Here is a 15,660-nt window from a genome sequence, read left to right as displayed (position 1 = left end):
CTTGACTCATTGTTTAGCAAAGTAAACAATGCCGCGATGGAAGACGAAAATAAAGAACCCAACTGGGCGCACCTTTACTCGCTGGTCGTGCTGGGTGAGCTTGGCAGCTACACCGCTGCGGCCGTGCGCCTGGGCCTGAGCAAGGGGGCCATGAGCCAGCGCATCGCGGAGCTGGAGCGCAGCGCCGGGGTGCCGCTGGTGCAGCGGACCACCCGCAGCGTCCGGTTGACCGAAGCGGGCCAGCAACTCGCGGACACCACGCGCAACGCCTTCGCGGACATCGAGCGCGGCTTTGCAGGCGTGCGCGATCTTGCCGGCGAGCCGCGCGGCTTGCTGCGGGTCACGGCGCCGGTGGCGCTGGGCCGGCAGCAGATCGTCCCGCGCATCCCGGCCTTCCTGAAGGCCTATCCGGAGGTGCGGATCGAGATGGAGTTTTCCGACAAGTTCACCGCGCTGGCGCAGGAGGGCTTCGACCTGGCAATCCGGCATGCCTCGGTGGCGCCGGATACGCATATCGCCTGGACGCTATGCCGCACGAACACGGTGCTGGTGGCAACGCGCAGTTACCTGAAGCGCCATGGCTCGCCCGAAACCCCGGAGGAACTGGCCGAGCATGCCTGCCTGCATTACTTCCGCCGGGGCGAATCGCCCACCTGGAGCTTCGAGCCGCTGCGCTGCGCCGGCACCCGGCGCAGCGTGGCCATCCACGGCAGCTTTGCCGCCAACAACAGCGAGGCCCTGCGCGAGGCGGCGCTGGGCGGACTGGGCATCGCCCTGCTGCCGGACTTCACCGCCCAGGCGGACGTCGCCGCCGGCAGGCTGGTCAAGGTCCTGCCCAACTGGCGCCCGGCGGGGGCCTTTGGCGACCACCTGTTCGCCATCCGCCCCTACAGCCCCTACCTGCCGCGCGCCGTGCGCGTGTTTGTGGACTACCTGCGCGAGACGCTGAAGGATGGCTTCACGATGGGCTGACGCCCTGCCTTACTGCAGGTTGCCCCAGCGCGGCACCGCCGGCTCCGCCGCCGCCCATTTCCAGCCGGCGGGCTGCCGGCAGGCGGTGGTCAGGAACCAGGCGCGCTGTTGCCTGGCGTCGTCGTCCACCGAGAACAGCGCCTCCCGGCATTCCGCCAGCGGCGTGCGGATGACGCGCACCACCCGCACCCAGCCATGCTCGTTGGCATAGGGCAAGGGGTGGCGGATTTCCCAGCGCTGCTGCGCATCGACCGGCATGGCGCCGATGGTGGCGGCGATGCTGTCCTGCTCCGCCTGCTGCCAGTTGCGCAAGACGTATTTGGCGCCGGCATCCGTGGCAGCGCTGACGCCGATGGCCACACCGGCGGCCAGGGCCGGGTTGCCGGTGACCGCGCCGGTCGCCACGCCGGCCACCGCGCCGGTCAGGTCGCCGACCGACGAGCAGCCGGTGGCCAGGGCGGCCGCAAGCACGGGCACGATGACCCGCAAGCGGTGCGGGCCGCTCATTGCAGCGCCCCCCAGCGCTCGGTGGCCGGCTCCGCCGACGCCCACTTCCACGTCTGGCCGTCCCGGCAGATCGCCGCGATATAGAACGCGCTGGCTTTCGCTTCGTCGTCCACCGAGAACACGATCTCCTTGCACTGCAGGGACTTGCCGCCGATCTCCCGGCTGACCGTGACCCGGCCATGCTCCGCAGGCTCGAGCGGCACGGCGTGGTCGGTCTTCCAGTCCGCCACCGCATCCACGGCCAGCGGGCCGGCGGCCATGGCGATGCGGTCTTGCGCCGCTGCGTGGATTTTGCGTTGGCTGTACTGCAAGGCGGCCCTGGCACCCGCCTGCACACCCAGGCCGATGCCGGTCGCCACCGCCGCGTTATCCGTCAGTGCACCGGCAATGCTGGCGCCGGCAATGCCCGCACCGGCCGCCGTGCCCTCGCTCAGCAAGGAACTGCAGCCCGTGGCGGATAAGCAAAGGGCAAGCGCGGCGGCAAGCGCGGCCGGGCCACGCAGGCCGGTCCCGGGCCGCGCGCGGAGGGAATCAGGAGTGATCATGGGGGATGGGAAATCGGGGAAGGCGATGCCCGGCATGGCCGGCGCATTCGCAAATGCGGGCCAGCATACGCGCGCGCACTTGCGTCGCAAAGCGCAGAAATGTCAAAGATTGTAAGAACGACAGCGTGCGCTGGATGCAGCCGGTGAGCGGCGCATCCGCCCGGCGCGTCGCCAGCGCCGAATCGTCTGCCTTTATACTGCGGCATGGCCTACGATCTCACAGACAAACTCGTCATCGGCATCTCGTCCCGGGCGTTGTTCGACCTCGAGCACGAGAACGGCATCTATCAATCCGAGGGGGTGGCGTCCTACTCCGCCTACCAGCGCCAGCATGAGGACGAACCCCTGCTGCCGGGCACGGCCTTTCCGCTGGTGCAGGCGCTGCTCGGACTCAATCACCTGATCCCGGACCGAAGGCTGGTCGAGGTCGTGGTGATCTCGCGCAATTCGCCGGACACCGGGCTGCGCGCATTCAATGCCATCGAGACCCACCGGCTCGACATCACCCGCGCGGCGTTCACCGGCGGCGAACCGATCTCGCGCTATCTGCAAGCCTTCAAGGTGGACCTGTTCCTCTCACGCGAAGCCACCGACGTGCAGGCCGCCATCGACGGCGGCGTGGCCGCGGCCCAGCTGTACGCCGCGCCCGCCGACTATCACGCCCCCGCCGGCCAGATCCGTATTGCCTTCGACGGCGATGCCGTGCTGTTCTCGCCAGAGTCCGAGCAGATCTTCAAGCAAAAGGGGCTGGAAGCCTTTGTCCGGCATGAGCAGAAACACCGCCACAAGGCCATGGCCGAAGGGCCGTTTGCCAAGCTGCTGCTCCGGCTGGCGGAGATCCAGTCGCACTTCGCGCCTGGGCAATGCCCGGTGCGCATCGCCATCGTGACGGCGCGCAACAGCCCGGCGCACACACGGGTGGTGCATACCCTGCGCGCGTGGAACGTCAGCATCGATGAAGCCTTTTTCCTCGGCGGCTTGCCCAAGGATCAGGTTCTGCAGGCGTTCGGCGCGCATATGTTCTTCGACGACCAGGAAGGGCATGTGGAGCTGGCGTCGGCGGTGGTGCCGTCGGGGCGGGTGCCTTACAAAGGTGGAGAACTGGGCGGCGGCAAACGCAGGCCCGCGCGCAAGCGCGCCAGGCACGACGACACCGATGCCGCCAGCCAGGCCGGCAACGCACCCATCTCCGCCGCATGAAGACCTTCGCCCTTTACCTCATCACGGCCTGCGCGGAGATCCTGGGCTGCTATTTCCCCTACCTGTGGCTGCGCCAGGGTGCCAGCGCATGGCTGCTGGTGCCAGGCGCGCTGTCGCTGGCGCTGTTCGCCTGGCTGCTGTCGCTGCACCCGGATGCTTCCGGGCGGGTCTATGCGGCCTATGGCGGCATTTATATTGCGGTGGCGATTGCGTGGCTCTGGCTGGTGGATGGGGTGAAGCCCAGCCACTGGGATCTGGCGGGGGTGGCGGTGGCGATCGCCGGGATGGCAATCATTGTTTTTCAGCCGCGTTGAAGCGCAGAGCGTGATGGGGCGCTCGCGCAACGGCTAGCGCCCGCCCTCCCGATCCCCGCCCCGCCAGCCATTGCGCCCGCGACCACTCAGGCCGCGACCCGCACCGCCTCCCCGCGATACTGCGCCAGCAGCGCCACCCGCCGCGCCGCCACCTTCTCCATATTGGCTTCCTTGACATGCCCGAAGCCGCGGATGTCGTCGGGCAGGCTCGCCAGCGCGACCGCCGTATCCAGCCGGTCCGCATTCAGCGTTGCGCCGAACTCCTGCGCCATCGCGATGTAGTCCTCGATCAGCTTGCGTTCCGCGCGCCGCTCGGCGGTCTTGCCGAACACGTCGAAGGCGGTGCCGCGCAAGCCCTTGGCGCGTGCCAGCAGACGGAAGGCGGTCAGCATGGCCGGGCCAAAGCGGCGCTTGACCAGGTGGCCATGCGAGTCCCGCTTGGCCAGCAGCGGGGGAGCCAGATGGAAGCTGAGCTGGTAGTCGCGGCCAGGTTCGCCTTCGAACTGCGCGCGCAGCTTGTCCAGGAAGGCCGAGTCGGCGTACAGGCGGGCGACTTCGTACTCGTCCTTGTAGGCCATCAGCTTGGCCAGGTTGCGCGCCACGGCTTCGGCGAGCGGCAAGCGAGGGTTGGCGCCCACGCGCTTCTCGGCAGCGCGCACGCTTTCGACCGCGGCGCGGTACCGGGCGGCGTACGCCGGGTTCTGGTAGGCCGTGAGCAGGGCTTCGCGCTGGCGGATGACGCTATCGAGCGTTTCCGGCATGGCCACTACCTGGGCACGCGGCGCGGTCTGCAATTGCGCCGCGAGCGCAGCCTCGCCGTGATGCGCCAGATAGCGGCCCCAGTCGAAGGCCAGCAGGTTCTTCTCGACCGATACGCCGTTCAGCTCGATGGCGCGCACGAGGCTATCGCGCCGCAACGGGACCCAGCCCTTTTGCCAGGCAAAGCCCAGCAGCAGCGGGTTGGAGTAGATCGAATCGGCCAGCAGCGTCACGGCCCACGCATTGGCGTCGATAAAGGCGCAAGCGTCGCCGACGCTGGCGCGCAGGTCCTGCTCGGCCGAGGCACCCGGGAATTTCCAGTTCGGGTTCTTGATGAAGTCGGCGGTGGGCGTGTTGGCGCTGTTGATCGCGGCCGCCGTTACGTCAATCCGGGTCTTGGACAAGACCTCGGGCGAGGCGGAGACGATGGCGTCGCAGCCGATCACCAGCCGTGCCTCGCCGGTGGCGATGCGGGTGGCGTGCAGCGCGGCCGGGGTCGGAGCGATCTGCACATGGCTGATCACCGCGCCGCCCTTCTGCGCCAGGCCGGCCATGTCGAGCACGGTCACGCCCTTTTGCTCCAGGTGGGCAGCCATGCCGAGCAGGCCGCCGATGGTGACCACGCCGGTGCCGCCAACGCCTGTTACCAGCACGCCGTAAGGCCGCTCCAGCGTGGGGAGCGCCGGCGGCGGCAGCGCGCTGAAATCGGCGAGCGCGCCCTTGCCGCCCGCCGCGGCCGGCTTGCGCACCTGTGCGCCCTCAGCCGTGACAAAGCTCGGGCAAAAGCCGTTGACGCAGGAGAAGTCCTTGTTGCAGGAGGACTGGTTGATCTTGCGCTTGGTGCCCAGCGGCGTTTCCAGCGGCTCCACCGACAGGCAGTTGGACTTGACCGAGCAGTCGCCGCAGCCTTCGCAGACCGCGTCGTTGATAAACGCGCGCTTGGCGGGATCGGCCATGGTGCCGCGCTTGCGGCGGCGGCGCTTTTCGGTGGCGCAGGTCTGGTCGTAGATCAGGATGGTGACGCCGGCGGTATCGCGCAGCTGTACCTGGATCTCATCGAGCTGGTCGCGGTGATGCACGGTCACGCTGGCGGGCAGCATGCCACCGTCGCCGTATTTCTCGGGCTCGTCGGTGACCACCACGATCTTGCTGGCGCCTTCGGCCAGCACCTGGTGCGCGATCTGCGGCACCGTCAGCACGCCGTCCACCGGCTGGCCGCCGGTCATCGCCACGGCGTCGTTGAACAGGATCTTGTAGGTGATATTGGCCTTGGCCGCGATGGACGCGCGGACCGCCAGCAGTCCCGAGTGGAAATAGGTGCCGTCGCCCAGGTTGACGAATACATGCTTCTCGCCGGTGAAATGCATCTGCCCGGTCCACGCCACGCCCTCGCCGCCCATCTGGCTGAAGGTGTCGGTATTGCGGTCCATCCACATCGCCATATAGTGGCAGCCGATGCCGGCCAGCGCGCGCGAGCCTTCGGGCACGCGGGTGGAGGTGTTATGCGGGCAGCCCGAGCAGAACCAGGGCTTGCGCTCCACCGAGATGCGCGGGCGCGCGGCTTCGCGCTCCTTGGCCTCGATCAGCGCCACGCGCGCGGCGATGCGCTCGCGCACGTCGGTGGGCAGGTCGCTCTTCTCCAGCCGGGTGGCGATGGCCTTGGCGATCAGCGCGGGCGATAGCTCGTAGTGCGCGGGCAGCAGCCAGTTGCCGCGCGGCAGCGACCATTCGCCGCCGTGGTTGCCGCGCTCGTCGAACTTGCCGTAGACCTTGGGGCGCACGTCGTCGCGCCAGTTGTAGAGCTCTTCCTTGAGCGCGTATTCGAGGATCTGGCGCTTTTCTTCCACCACCAGGATCTCTTCCAGGCCGGTGGCGAACTCGCGCGCGTCGTGCGCGTCCAGTGGCCACACGCAGCCCACCTTGAACACGCGGATGCCGATGCGGCGGCAGGTATCGTCGTCCAGGCCCAGGTCGGACAGCGCCTGGCGCACGTCGAGGTAGGCCTTGCCGGCGGTCATGATGCCGAAGCGCGCGTTGGGCGAATCCAGCACCACGCGGTTGAGCTTGTTGGCACGGATATAGGCCAGCGCCGCGTACCATTTGTGGTCGAGCAGGCGGGCTTCCTGCGCCAGCGGCGGATCTGGCCAGCGGATATTGAGGCCGCCCTCGGGCATGGTGAAGTCCTCCGGCAGCACGATCTGCACGCGATCCGGATCGACCTCCACCGAGGCGGTGGATTCCACCACGTCGGTCACGCATTTCATCGATACCCACAGGCCGGAGTAACGGCTCATGGCCCAGCCATGCAGGCCGTAGTCGAGGTATTCCTGCACGTTGGACGGATAGAGCACCGGAATGCCGGAGGCCAGCAGCACGTGCTCGGACTGGTGCGCCACCGAGGACGACTTGGCGGCGTGGTCGTCGCCGGCCAGCAGCAGCACGCCGCCGTGCCTGGCGGAGCCGGCCGAGTTGGCATGCTTGAGCACGTCGATGGAGCGGTCCACCCCCGGACCCTTGCCGTACCACATCGAGAACACGCCGTCGCGGGTCGCGTCCGGGAACAGGTTGACCTGCTGGGTGCCCCACACGGCGGTGGCGGCCAGGTCTTCGTTTACGCCGGGCTGGAACACCACGTCGCTGGCGGCCAGGTGCTTCTTGGCCTTCCACAGCGCCTGGTCCACGCCGCCCAGCGGGGAGCCGCGGTAGCCGGAGATAAAGCCCGCCGTATTCAGTCCGGCGGCAAGGTCGCGCGCCTTTTGCAGCATGGGCAGGCGCACCAGCGCCTGGGTGCCGCTGAGATACACGCGGCCTTTTTCCAGGGTGTATCTATCGTCAAGGGAAACCGACGCTAGCGCATCTTGCTGGGCTGAGGATAGGGGGGCATTCATCGATGCTGTCTCCGGGTGCTCTTGTGGGCTGTCGCTGAGTGTAGGAAGGCTGGCCGATATCGTAAAATCATGAATTCAGAGAGCTGGTATCCGAAAAACACATAGCGGAGTGGCATATGGCGAAAGCGCGGTACGGGAAGGAAGACGGCGGGCAGCGCATCGCCAAGGAAATCACCCTGCGGCAGTTCCGCTATTTCGCCGCGGCGGCGGAGACCGGCCAGTTCTCCATGGCCGCCACCGCCGAGCATGTGTCGCAATCGGCCATTACCAATGCCGTGCTGATGCTGGAGCAGCAGCTTGGCGTGCGCCTGTTTGACCGCCTGCCGCACGGCGTGGCCCTGACGGCGGAGGGCCACCGGCTGCACCAGCGCGCCCGGCAGATCCTGGACGCCGTGCAGGACACCCTGCGCGAGCCGCGCTTCCAGGCGCACAACCTGAGCGGCACGGTGCGCCTGGCGGCGTCGTACACCGTGCTGGGCTACCTGCTGCCGGGCCTGCTGGCGCGGTTTCGCACCAACTACCCGGATATCGATTTCGACCTGCACGACATGGACCGTCCGGGCATCGAGCGCGCCGTGCTGGCCGGGGAGATCGAGCTTGGCATCGGGCTGCTGTCCAATATCGAACGGCTGCAACGCTTTGCCCACCACACGCTGATCCGCTCGCGGCGCCAGCTATGGGCGTCGCCGTCGCATCCCCTGCTGGCGCTGCCCAGGCTGACGCTGAAGGACATCGCGGCGCATCCCTACATCCTGCTGACGGTGGATGAAGGCGAGCGCTCCACGCTGCGCTACTGGCGCAGCAAGCGGCTGGCGCCATCGATCGCGTTTCGCACCAGTTCGATGGAGGGGCTGCGCGGGCTGGTGGCGCACGGCTTTGGCGTGACCGTGCTGTCCGACATGGTGTACCGCCCGTGGTCGCTGGAAGGCAAGCAGATCGAGGCGCGGCCGATCGCCGAAGGCGTGCCGGACATGGAACTGGGGCTGCTGTGGCAACCGGGGCGCAAGCTGGACAAGCCCGCCGATGCGCTGCGCGAGTTCCTGATCCATGCCAGCGGCAGCTAGGCGGCAATCCCCTGTGCCAAGGCGCCACATGCTGTTCCAGATTGGTACACCCTGGCGCACCGCGGCACACTGGCGGCCGCCGGCATAGCCCCCTGCTTGCCAGGTTTTACGTGGTTTCGCCGTTCTCGCTGCGTCGTGTCCGCCAGGCACAGCTTTTGCGGATGGATGCTTGTGCGCGAACAACGTGGCACGACAGACATCACAGCACAGAACGGAGACAGACATGAACATGGCGGAAATCGCCCAGCTGGGCGTTGCGTATCCCTACAAGGAACAGTACGAAAACTATATCGGCGGCGCCTGGGTGTCCCCGGCCGATGGCCAGTACTTTGAAGCGATCTCGCCGATTACCGGCAAGCCCTTCACGCGCGTGCCGCGCTCCAACCAGAAGGACGTGGACGCCGCGCTGGACGCCGCGCACCGCGCCAAGGGCGCCTGGGGCCGCACCTCCACCACCGAGCGCGCCAACATCCTGAACCGCATCGCTGACCGCATCGAGGCCAACCTGGTCACGCTGGCGGTGGCCGAGACCATCGACAACGGCAAGCCCATCCGCGAAACCACGGCGGCCGACCTGCCGCTGGCGGTGGACCATTTCCGCTACTTCGCCGGCTGCATCCGCGCGCAGGAAGGCGGCATTTCCGAGATCGACCACGACACCGTGGCCTATCACTTCCATGAGCCCCTGGGCGTGGTCGGCCAGATCATCCCGTGGAATTTCCCGCTCCTGATGGCCACGTGGAAGCTCGCGCCCGCGCTGGCCGCCGGCAACTGCGTGGTGCTCAAGCCCGCGGAGCAGACGCCGGCCTCGATCCTGGTGCTGATGGAAATCATCGGCGACCTGCTGCCGCCGGGCGTGCTCAATGTGATCAACGGCTTCGGGCTCGAGGCAGGCAAGCCGCTGGCCTCCAGCTCGCGCATCAGCAAGATCGCCTTTACCGGCGAGACCACCACCGGGCGGCTGATCATGCAGTACGCCTCGCAGAACCTGATCCCGGTCACGCTGGAGCTGGGTGGCAAGTCGCCCAACATCTTCTTTGAAGACGTGCTGTCCGCCGACGACGCCTACTTCGACAAGGCGCTGGAAGGCTTCGCCATGTTCGCGCTGAACCAGGGCGAGGTCTGCACCTGCCCGTCGCGCGCGCTGATCCAGGAGTCGATCTACGAGCGCTTCATGGAGCGCGCGCTCAAGCGCGTGGCGGCGATCAAGCAAGGCCACCCGCTCGACAAGGCCACCATGATCGGCGCGCAGGCTTCGCAGGAGCAGCTTGAGAAGATCCTGTCGTATATCGACCTGGGCAAGCAGGAAGGCGCGCAATGCCTGATCGGCGGCGAGCGCAACGCGCTGGGTGGCGACCTTGCGAGCGGCTACTACGTCAAGCCCACGGTGTTCTCCGGCCATAACAAGATGCGCATCTTCCAGGAAGAGATCTTTGGCCCGGTGGTTTCTGTCACCACCTTCAAGGATGAGGAAGAAGCACTGGAAATCGCCAACGACACGCTCTACGGGCTGGGCGCCGGCGTATGGACACGCGACGGCTCGCGCGCACACCGCATGGGCCGCGGCATCCAGGCCGGCCGCGTGTGGACCAACTGCTATCACGCCTACCCGGCGCATGCGGCATTTGGCGGCTACAAGCAATCCGGCATCGGGCGCGAGAACCACCGCATGATGCTGGACCACTACCAGCAGACCAAGAACCTGCTGGTGAGCTACAGCCCGAACGCGCTCGGCTTCTTTTGATACAGCGCAAGAATGGGCGCTCGCGCCCATGACATGATCGGCATGGTGCCCGCCCCCGCCGGCTTACCGCCGCGCGGCGCGGGCGTCCTTGCCAACAGAATCAGGAGTCGAGATGACAGCGATGATGAAAGCCGCCGTGGTGCGGGAGTTCGGCACCCCGCTCACGATCGATGAAGTGCCCGTGCCGCAGCCCGGGCGCGGCCAGATCCAGGTCAAGATTGAAGCTTCCGGCGTATGCCACACCGACCTCCATGCCGCCGAAGGCGACTGGCCGGTCAAGCCGACCCTGCCCTTTATTCCCGGCCACGAAGGCGTGGGCTATGTCTCGGCGGTAGGCGCGGGCGTGAGCCGCGTGAAGGAAGGCGATCGCGTCGGCGTGCCCTGGCTGTATAGCGCCTGCGGCTACTGCGAGCACTGCCTGCAAGGTTGGGAAACCCTGTGCGAGAAGCAGCAGAACACCGGTTACTCGGTCAACGGCGGCTATGGCGAGTACGTGGTAGCCGATCCCAACTACGTGGGCCTGCTGCCGGACAGCGTGGGCTTCGTGGAGATTGCGCCAATCCTTTGCGCGGGCGTGACCGTCTACAAGGGCTTGAAGGTGACCGATACGCGGCCCGGCCAATGGGTTGTGATCTCCGGCATCGGCGGGCTTGGCCATGTGGCGGTGCAATATGCGCGCGCCATGGGGCTGCGCGTGGCGGCGGTGGATATCGACGACAAGAAGCTCGAACTCGCCCGCAAGCTGGGCGCCGAGGTCACGGTCAATGCGCGCACCACCGATCCCGTGGCGTTCCTGCAGAAGGAAATCGGCGGCGCGCACGGCGCGCTGGTGACGGCGGTTTCGCCCAAGGCGTTCGGCCAGGCGATCGGCATGGTCCGGCGCGGTGGCACGGTGGCGCTCAACGGCCTGCCGCCTGGAGACTTCCCCACCCCGATCTTCGACGTGGTGCTCAAGGGCATTACCATCCGCGGCTCCATCGTCGGCACCCGCAGCGACCTGCAGGAGTCGCTCGACTTCGCCGCGCATGGAGCGGTCAAGGCGACCGTGTCCACCGCGCCGCTGGAGAAGATCAACGAGATCTTCACGCGCATGCGCGCCGGCGATATCGAAGGCCGGGTCGTGATGGACTTTGCTGCTTGAGGTTTGCCAGCCGAAGTCGTCGTCTGAAGTTGCCACCTGAAGGCAAGGATCCGCCCGATGCCCGCCCCCCAGTCACCTGACGCCGTGCAGCGCGTCGTCGCCACGCCTGCCGCGCTGGCGCTGATCGAGCGCCTGCGCGCGCAGCACGGTGCGTTGATGTTCCACCAGTCGGGCGGCTGCTGCGACGGCAGCGCGCCGATGTGCTACCCGGACGGCGACCTGATCATTGGCGAGGCCGATGTCTGCCTCGGCGAGATCGGTGGCGCGAAGTTCTACATGACGCGTGCGCAGTTCGAGTACTGGCAGCACACGCGGCTGGTGATCGACGTGGTGCCGGGATCGGGCGGGATGTTTTCGCTGGAAGGGCCGACCGGGTTGCGGTTCCTGACGCGCTCCGAATTGTTCAGCGATGAAGAGGCGGCGCGGCTGGAGCGGGAGCCGGCGCCGTGAAGCGCCGGCATGACGTGAAACCGGCGCATTAGCGGCGCATTAGCCGCGCTTCAGCTGCGCTTTAGCCGCCGGTAAATCGTATTGCGCGACAGGCCAAGCTCGCGCGCGGCCAGGCTGACATTGCCGCCGTGGCGCGCCAGCGCCTGGTGGATCATGGCGGCTTCCCGGTCGCGCAGGCGCTCGGGGGTACCGGCGGGCATCACGGGCATCATGGGCGTCGTGGGCATGAAGGCTGGCGCGGCGTCCCTGTCCTGCGCGAACACCGGCTCGCGCTCAAAATCCTCCGGCAAATGCTCCACGCGAATCTCGTCTTCGCCTTCGGCCATGATGGCCGCGGTGCGCAGCACGTTGACCATCTGGCGCAGGTTGCCCGGCCAGGGATGGCGCTGAAAAAGCGCCAGCACGTCCGCGGCAACGCGGGTTGGATGCGCATCGCCGTGCTCGCCCTGCTCCGCCTGCGCGAGTTGCTGCGTCAGGATGCGCTCCACCAGCACCGGCAAGTCCGTGCGCTCGCGCAGCGCCGGCAGCGTCACCGATAGCGCATTGATGCGGTAGTACAGATCCTCGCGGAAGGTGCCTGCCGCGATCATCGCGCGCAGGTCGCGGTGGGTGGCGCAGATGATGCGCAAATCCACGGGAATCGCGTGGGCGCCGCCCAGCGGGGTCACCGCGCGCTCCTGCAGCACGCGCATCAGCCGCACCTGCTGCGCCAGCGGCATGTCGCCAATCTCGTCAAGGAACAAGGTGCCGCCGTGCGCCTGCACCAGCTTGCCCGGGCTGCCGCGCCGCCGCGCGCCGGTGAAGGCCCCGTCCTCGTAGCCGAACAGCTCCGCCTCGATCAGGGACTCCGGGATCGACGCGCAATTCACGGCCACGAATGGCGCGGCGCCCCGTGGCGAATCGCGATGGATGGCGCGCGCCAGCCACTCCTTGCCGGTACCGGTGCGGCCCAGCACCAGGATGGGAATATCGCGTCCGCGCACCTTGTCGACCCGCTGCAGCACGGCGGCCATGCGGGCGTCCCCGGTATCGAGAGCGGCCAGCGCCGAGGTGGCAGCCGATCTGGGGGCACGCGCGGCCTGCGCGCGGCGCGGCGGCGCGAGCAGCGACATCCGCGCGAACACGAGCACACGGCTTGGCAGGGTCAATGTCAACAACTGGCCCGACGCATCGGCGCCCTCTTTGAGCGCGGTGCCCAGCGGCATGCCGAACAAGGCGGCAAAACTCTCGCGGTTCAGCGCGTCGGGCGACAAGCCGAGCTGGAACAGCCCGCTGCGGTTGGCCGCCAGGAAGGTGCCATCGGCCGCGAACGCCGCCATGCCTTCGAACAGCGTGCCGACGAACTCCGGGCGCGCATGAAAGCGCACCAGCGCGGCATCGGTGAAATGCGTGGAGAACAGATGGTTCTCGATCATCTGCGCCGACATGCGCACCAGCGCCATGGTGTGCTTGTGGAAGCCGCGATGATCGCCGCTGACGTCGAGCGCCCCCAGCACCTGGCCAAAGGGCCCGGAGATCGGTGCGCAGGAACAGGTCAGGGTGCGGTTGGCGCGCAGGAAATGCTCGTCGGCATGGACCACCGCGGGCCGGGCCTCGGCCAGCGCCGTGCCGATGGCGTTGGTGCCCTTGCTCGACTCCGCCCACGAGACGCCCGGGGCCAAGGCCACGCGCCTGGCCCGGTCGGCAAAATCGCCGTCGCCCAGGCTGTGCAGGATCACGCCGCCGCTGTCGGTCAGCAGCACCATGCTCTCGGTATTGGCGATCTGCGCGTGCAGGGTTTCCATGACCGGCAGCGCGTGCTTGTACAGCATCTGGTTGGCGTCGACCAGTTCGTGCAGCGCGCGCGTGCCCAGCGATTGATAGTCCGCCGCATGGGTGGCTTCGAGGCCGAAACCGGTGGAGCGCGCGTGCGCGCGGGCAATCAGGATGCGGCGCTCCGGATCGGCGTCCGGCATTGCGGCGTGGCTGGCAAGCGTGCTGCTCATGGCGGCAGGTCTCCTGTTCTGGATCCCGGCGTGGCCGGGTCAGGCCGTCTATCGTGCCGGCCTGTCTGGCGGCATGGCGACCTTGCCGCCAGACCTTATCACATGCCGGGCGCGCATCGCGCGCGCACCACCCGTAAGTCGGGTGTAAAGTACATGTTTGCCGCACGCGCGCTACGCGCCCGGCCTCCGCCGTTTCACTCCCTCGAGGGGCGCACGATGAGCATTGTGATAGATCGCTTCGACCATATCGTCCTGAATGTGAAGGACGTGGAGACCAGCGCGGCGTGGTACGAGAGCGTGCTGGGCATGCAGCGCGAGGACTTCGAGTCGCGCACCGGCAAGCGGGTCTCGGTGCGCTTCGGCCAGCAGAAGATCAACCTGCGCCCGATCGATACGGACACCGTGGCGTGGTTCACCGGCGTTCACCCGACCACCGGCAGCGACGATCTGTGCTTTATCACCCACAACACGCTGGAGAGCGTGATCGCGCACTGGATTGCGCACCATGTGCCGATCGAGGCAGGACCGGCGGCGCGCACCGGCGCGCTCGGCCCGATGACCTCGGTCTATTGCCGGGACCCGGACGGGAACCTGATCGAAGTGGCGGCCTATCCAGCACACTGAGCGCCGGATGCGGCGCCCACCGGAATCAACGCTTGCCGTCGAGCAGGTCGTTCAGCACGTCGTCAAATGCCGCTTGCGCATCTTCCAGCGCCTGCAGCGACGCATCGAAGGTCTGCAGCGCCATCTTTGACGGCTTACCGCTGCCCTGCGGCGCAAACTGGCCCTGCAGCGCGGTAAAGGCCACCTGCACCTGGCGGGTGGCGTTGACGACGCGCTCCATCGCCTGGGCTTCTTCCGCGCGGTTATTGACGTCGTTTTGCTGGTCTTTCTGGTCGTTTTGTCCGGTCATGCCCTTGGCTCCGTGCGCGGCCGCACCGGCCGCCGTTGATGTGAGGCGTATCGTACAAGAATCGGACAAGAACTTGCGCACGGGTTGCCCGGTCGAATGCCGTGCCCCCCGGAAAATGATCCGGGAGACGCCGGGAAACACCAGAAAACACCAGGAAATGCCAGGAAACGCACCCAGGCATTGCGCTGTAAAGCCAGGCAGAACAAACCCTCCGAACCCATGCCACCCCATTCACGCAAGGCCCTCGCCGCCGTCCTGCTGACCGCAGGCGGCTTCACCTGCTACTGGACCTACCTCACGCTGAACCAAGGCAGGCTGCTGTTCGACGCTCGCCGGCGCCCGCCACGGGACCTGCCCGAGGGCATTTCCGCTTACTCGCACGAAGTGCCTGGCGGCTTCCTGCGCGGCTATGTCTACGGCGCCCAAGGCGAACAGGACGCGGAAACCGGGGAAACCGTGCGCAACGCACAAACCGCGCGCGACCTGCTGTTCTACCTGCCCGGGCGCGGCGAGGATGTACTGGACACCATGCAATACCTGGCCTGGCTGCCGCCGGGCGTGGGCTTTGCCACCATGGACTACCGCGGCCTGGGCCACTCGGACGGCCAGCCCTCCGAAGCCGCCGCCGTGGCGGACGCCAGCCAGTTCCTGCTGCACCTGCGCCGCAAGTTCCCCGGCACGCGCGTGCATGTGGTCGGCCGCAGCCTCGGCACCGGCGTAGCGATCCAGCTGGCGGACCTGCAGGATTTCGAGAGCCTGCAACTGATCACGCCTTACGACTCCTTGCTGGAGATCGTGCGCAAGCGCTTCCCGCTGGTGCCGCTGCGGCAACTGATGCGCCATCACTTCGACTCGATCTCCCACTGCAAGAAAGTGGTGCAGAGCACCAAGGTGCTGCTGGCCGAGGTCGACGAGGTGGTGCCCCACGAATGCTCGGAGCGCCTGATCGCGGCCTGGCCCGGCCACGTGGCGCAGCAGATGATGCCGGGCACCAACCATTTCACCATCATCGAGCAGCCCGAGACCTGGCGCGCGCTGGCGGAGTTCGCCCAGCAGGTAGGCCGGCCCGGCGCCCGGCCGGTTGCGCCGGAAGTGCCCCGGGCCGATGGCGAAGAACCGGCAGCGGCGAACGCCCCGGATGGTATGCCCGGCTTCCCGATCTTCGCCCCAAGGTAGAA

At 67.5% G+C, this 15,660-nt stretch carries 14 protein-coding genes; 9 read left to right on the top strand and 5 right to left on the bottom strand.

Annotated elements, in window-relative coordinates; all coding sequences use genetic code 11:
* Nucleotides 1–36: 36 nt before the first annotated feature.
* Nucleotides 37–972 carry a LysR family transcriptional regulator gene (locus F7R26_RS24130; RefSeq protein ID WP_150985032.1) on the top strand — a complete coding sequence of 312 codons (936 nt, stop codon included), beginning with the start codon at nt 37–39 and terminating at the stop codon, nt 970–972.
* A gap of 9 nt (nt 973–981) precedes the next feature.
* On the opposite strand, the gene F7R26_RS24125 is transcribed toward F7R26_RS24130, so the two are convergent.
* Together F7R26_RS24125 and F7R26_RS24120 are read right to left on the bottom strand one after the other, a co-directional pair.
* On the bottom strand, nt 982–1,479 hold the full coding sequence (locus F7R26_RS24125) for a hypothetical protein (protein ID WP_150985031.1): 498 nt from the start codon (nt 1,477–1,479) through the stop codon (nt 982–984).
* Nucleotides 1,476–2,024 carry a hypothetical protein gene (locus F7R26_RS24120; protein WP_150985030.1) on the bottom strand — a complete coding sequence of 183 codons (549 nt, stop codon included), beginning with the start codon at nt 2,022–2,024 and terminating at the stop codon, nt 1,476–1,478. The genes F7R26_RS24125 and F7R26_RS24120 overlap by 4 nt, the downstream gene beginning before the upstream one ends.
* A 204-nt stretch (nt 2,025–2,228) precedes the next feature.
* On the opposite strand from F7R26_RS24120, the gene F7R26_RS24115 reads away from it, so the two are divergent.
* Nucleotides 2,229–3,224, top strand: a complete 996-nt coding sequence (locus tag F7R26_RS24115) for a 5'-nucleotidase (protein ID WP_150985029.1) — start codon at nt 2,229–2,231, stop codon at nt 3,222–3,224.
* Nucleotides 3,221–3,538: a YnfA family protein gene (locus tag F7R26_RS24110; protein WP_150985028.1), complete on the top strand. Its 318-nt coding sequence runs from the start codon at nt 3,221–3,223 to the stop codon at nt 3,536–3,538. The genes F7R26_RS24115 and F7R26_RS24110 overlap by 4 nt, the downstream gene beginning before the upstream one ends.
* A gap of 86 nt (nt 3,539–3,624) precedes the next feature.
* Here F7R26_RS24110 and F7R26_RS24105 read toward each other — a convergent pair whose 3' ends face one another.
* Nucleotides 3,625–7,185 (bottom strand): indolepyruvate ferredoxin oxidoreductase family protein, encoded by a 3,561-nt coding sequence (locus F7R26_RS24105; protein WP_193692234.1) that lies wholly within the window; start codon nt 7,183–7,185, stop codon nt 3,625–3,627.
* A 116-nt stretch (nt 7,186–7,301) separates the two neighbouring features.
* On the opposite strand from F7R26_RS24105, the gene F7R26_RS24100 reads away from it, so the two are divergent.
* The 4 genes from F7R26_RS24100 to F7R26_RS24085 all read left to right on the top strand — a co-directional run bounded on the left by F7R26_RS24100 (nt 7,302) and on the right by F7R26_RS24085 (nt 11,584).
* The gene (locus F7R26_RS24100; protein ID WP_150985026.1) at nt 7,302–8,249 is read left to right on the top strand and encodes a LysR family transcriptional regulator; all 948 of its coding nucleotides are present in this window, start codon (nt 7,302–7,304) and stop codon (nt 8,247–8,249) included.
* A gap of 223 nt (nt 8,250–8,472) precedes the next feature.
* Entirely contained in the window at nt 8,473–9,993 is a 1,521-nt protein-coding gene (gene adh / locus F7R26_RS24095) for an aldehyde dehydrogenase (protein WP_150985025.1), read from the top strand.
* A 112-nt stretch (nt 9,994–10,105) separates the two neighbouring features.
* Nucleotides 10,106–11,134 (top strand): alcohol dehydrogenase AdhP, encoded by a 1,029-nt coding sequence (gene adhP, locus F7R26_RS24090; RefSeq protein WP_150985024.1) that lies wholly within the window; start codon nt 10,106–10,108, stop codon nt 11,132–11,134.
* 57 nt (nt 11,135–11,191) lie between these two features.
* Nucleotides 11,192–11,584, top strand: coding sequence for a DUF779 domain-containing protein (locus F7R26_RS24085; RefSeq protein ID WP_150985023.1), 393 nt, complete (start codon nt 11,192–11,194; stop codon nt 11,582–11,584).
* Between the two features lie 50 nt (nt 11,585–11,634).
* Here the strand turns inward: F7R26_RS24085 and F7R26_RS24080 are convergent, their stop codons facing one another.
* Complete coding sequence (locus F7R26_RS24080; protein ID WP_193692233.1) at nt 11,635–13,569, bottom strand: sigma-54-dependent Fis family transcriptional regulator; 1,935 nt, start codon at nt 13,567–13,569, stop codon at nt 11,635–11,637.
* A gap of 216 nt (nt 13,570–13,785) precedes the next feature.
* Here F7R26_RS24080 and F7R26_RS24075 point away from each other — a divergent pair, with 216 nt between their 5' ends.
* Complete coding sequence (locus F7R26_RS24075; protein ID WP_150985022.1) at nt 13,786–14,193, top strand: VOC family protein; 408 nt, start codon at nt 13,786–13,788, stop codon at nt 14,191–14,193.
* Nucleotides 14,194–14,218: 25 nt separating this feature from the next.
* On the opposite strand, the gene F7R26_RS24070 is transcribed toward F7R26_RS24075, so the two are convergent.
* Nucleotides 14,219–14,482 carry a hypothetical protein gene (locus F7R26_RS24070; RefSeq protein WP_150985021.1) on the bottom strand — a complete coding sequence of 88 codons (264 nt, stop codon included), beginning with the start codon at nt 14,480–14,482 and terminating at the stop codon, nt 14,219–14,221.
* 219 nt (nt 14,483–14,701) lie between these two features.
* On the opposite strand from F7R26_RS24070, the gene F7R26_RS24065 reads away from it, so the two are divergent.
* Nucleotides 14,702–15,658 carry an alpha/beta hydrolase gene (locus tag F7R26_RS24065; protein WP_150985020.1) on the top strand — a complete coding sequence of 319 codons (957 nt, stop codon included), beginning with the start codon at nt 14,702–14,704 and terminating at the stop codon, nt 15,656–15,658.
* Nucleotides 15,659–15,660: the final 2 nt, after the last annotated feature.

Source organism: Cupriavidus basilensis, assembly GCF_008801925.2.
Taxonomy (GTDB): Bacteria; Pseudomonadota; Gammaproteobacteria; order Burkholderiales; family Burkholderiaceae; genus Cupriavidus; species Cupriavidus basilensis.
Note: the sequence above shows the minus strand (reverse complement) of the source record. Positions and strands in the feature narration are given on the sequence as shown.

What these genes read in the sequence shown, in the direction of transcription:
- F7R26_RS24070 (WP_150985021.1), bottom strand. Translation starts at nt 14,482, where the DNA reads ATGACCGGACAAAACGACCAGAAAGACCAGCAAAACGACGTCAATAAC.
- adh (WP_150985025.1), top strand. Translation starts at nt 8,473, where the DNA reads ATGAACATGGCGGAAATCGCCCAGCTGGGCGTTGCGTATCCCTACAAG.
- F7R26_RS24085 (WP_150985023.1), top strand. Translation starts at nt 11,192, where the DNA reads ATGCCCGCCCCCCAGTCACCTGACGCCGTGCAGCGCGTCGTCGCCACG.
- F7R26_RS24115 (WP_150985029.1), top strand. Translation starts at nt 2,229, where the DNA reads ATGGCCTACGATCTCACAGACAAACTCGTCATCGGCATCTCGTCCCGG.
- adhP (WP_150985024.1), top strand. Translation starts at nt 10,106, where the DNA reads ATGACAGCGATGATGAAAGCCGCCGTGGTGCGGGAGTTCGGCACCCCG.
- F7R26_RS24065 (WP_150985020.1), top strand. Translation starts at nt 14,702, where the DNA reads ATGCCACCCCATTCACGCAAGGCCCTCGCCGCCGTCCTGCTGACCGCA.
- F7R26_RS24105 (WP_193692234.1), bottom strand. Translation starts at nt 7,185, where the DNA reads ATGAATGCCCCCCTATCCTCAGCCCAGCAAGATGCGCTAGCGTCGGTT.
- F7R26_RS24125 (WP_150985031.1), bottom strand. Translation starts at nt 1,479, where the DNA reads ATGAGCGGCCCGCACCGCTTGCGGGTCATCGTGCCCGTGCTTGCGGCC.
- F7R26_RS24110 (WP_150985028.1), top strand. Translation starts at nt 3,221, where the DNA reads ATGAAGACCTTCGCCCTTTACCTCATCACGGCCTGCGCGGAGATCCTG.
- F7R26_RS24120 (WP_150985030.1), bottom strand. Translation starts at nt 2,024, where the DNA reads ATGATCACTCCTGATTCCCTCCGCGCGCGGCCCGGGACCGGCCTGCGT.
- F7R26_RS24080 (WP_193692233.1), bottom strand. Translation starts at nt 13,569, where the DNA reads ATGAGCAGCACGCTTGCCAGCCACGCCGCAATGCCGGACGCCGATCCG.
- F7R26_RS24100 (WP_150985026.1), top strand. Translation starts at nt 7,302, where the DNA reads ATGGCGAAAGCGCGGTACGGGAAGGAAGACGGCGGGCAGCGCATCGCC.
- F7R26_RS24130 (WP_150985032.1), top strand. Translation starts at nt 37, where the DNA reads ATGGAAGACGAAAATAAAGAACCCAACTGGGCGCACCTTTACTCGCTG.
- F7R26_RS24075 (WP_150985022.1), top strand. Translation starts at nt 13,786, where the DNA reads ATGAGCATTGTGATAGATCGCTTCGACCATATCGTCCTGAATGTGAAG.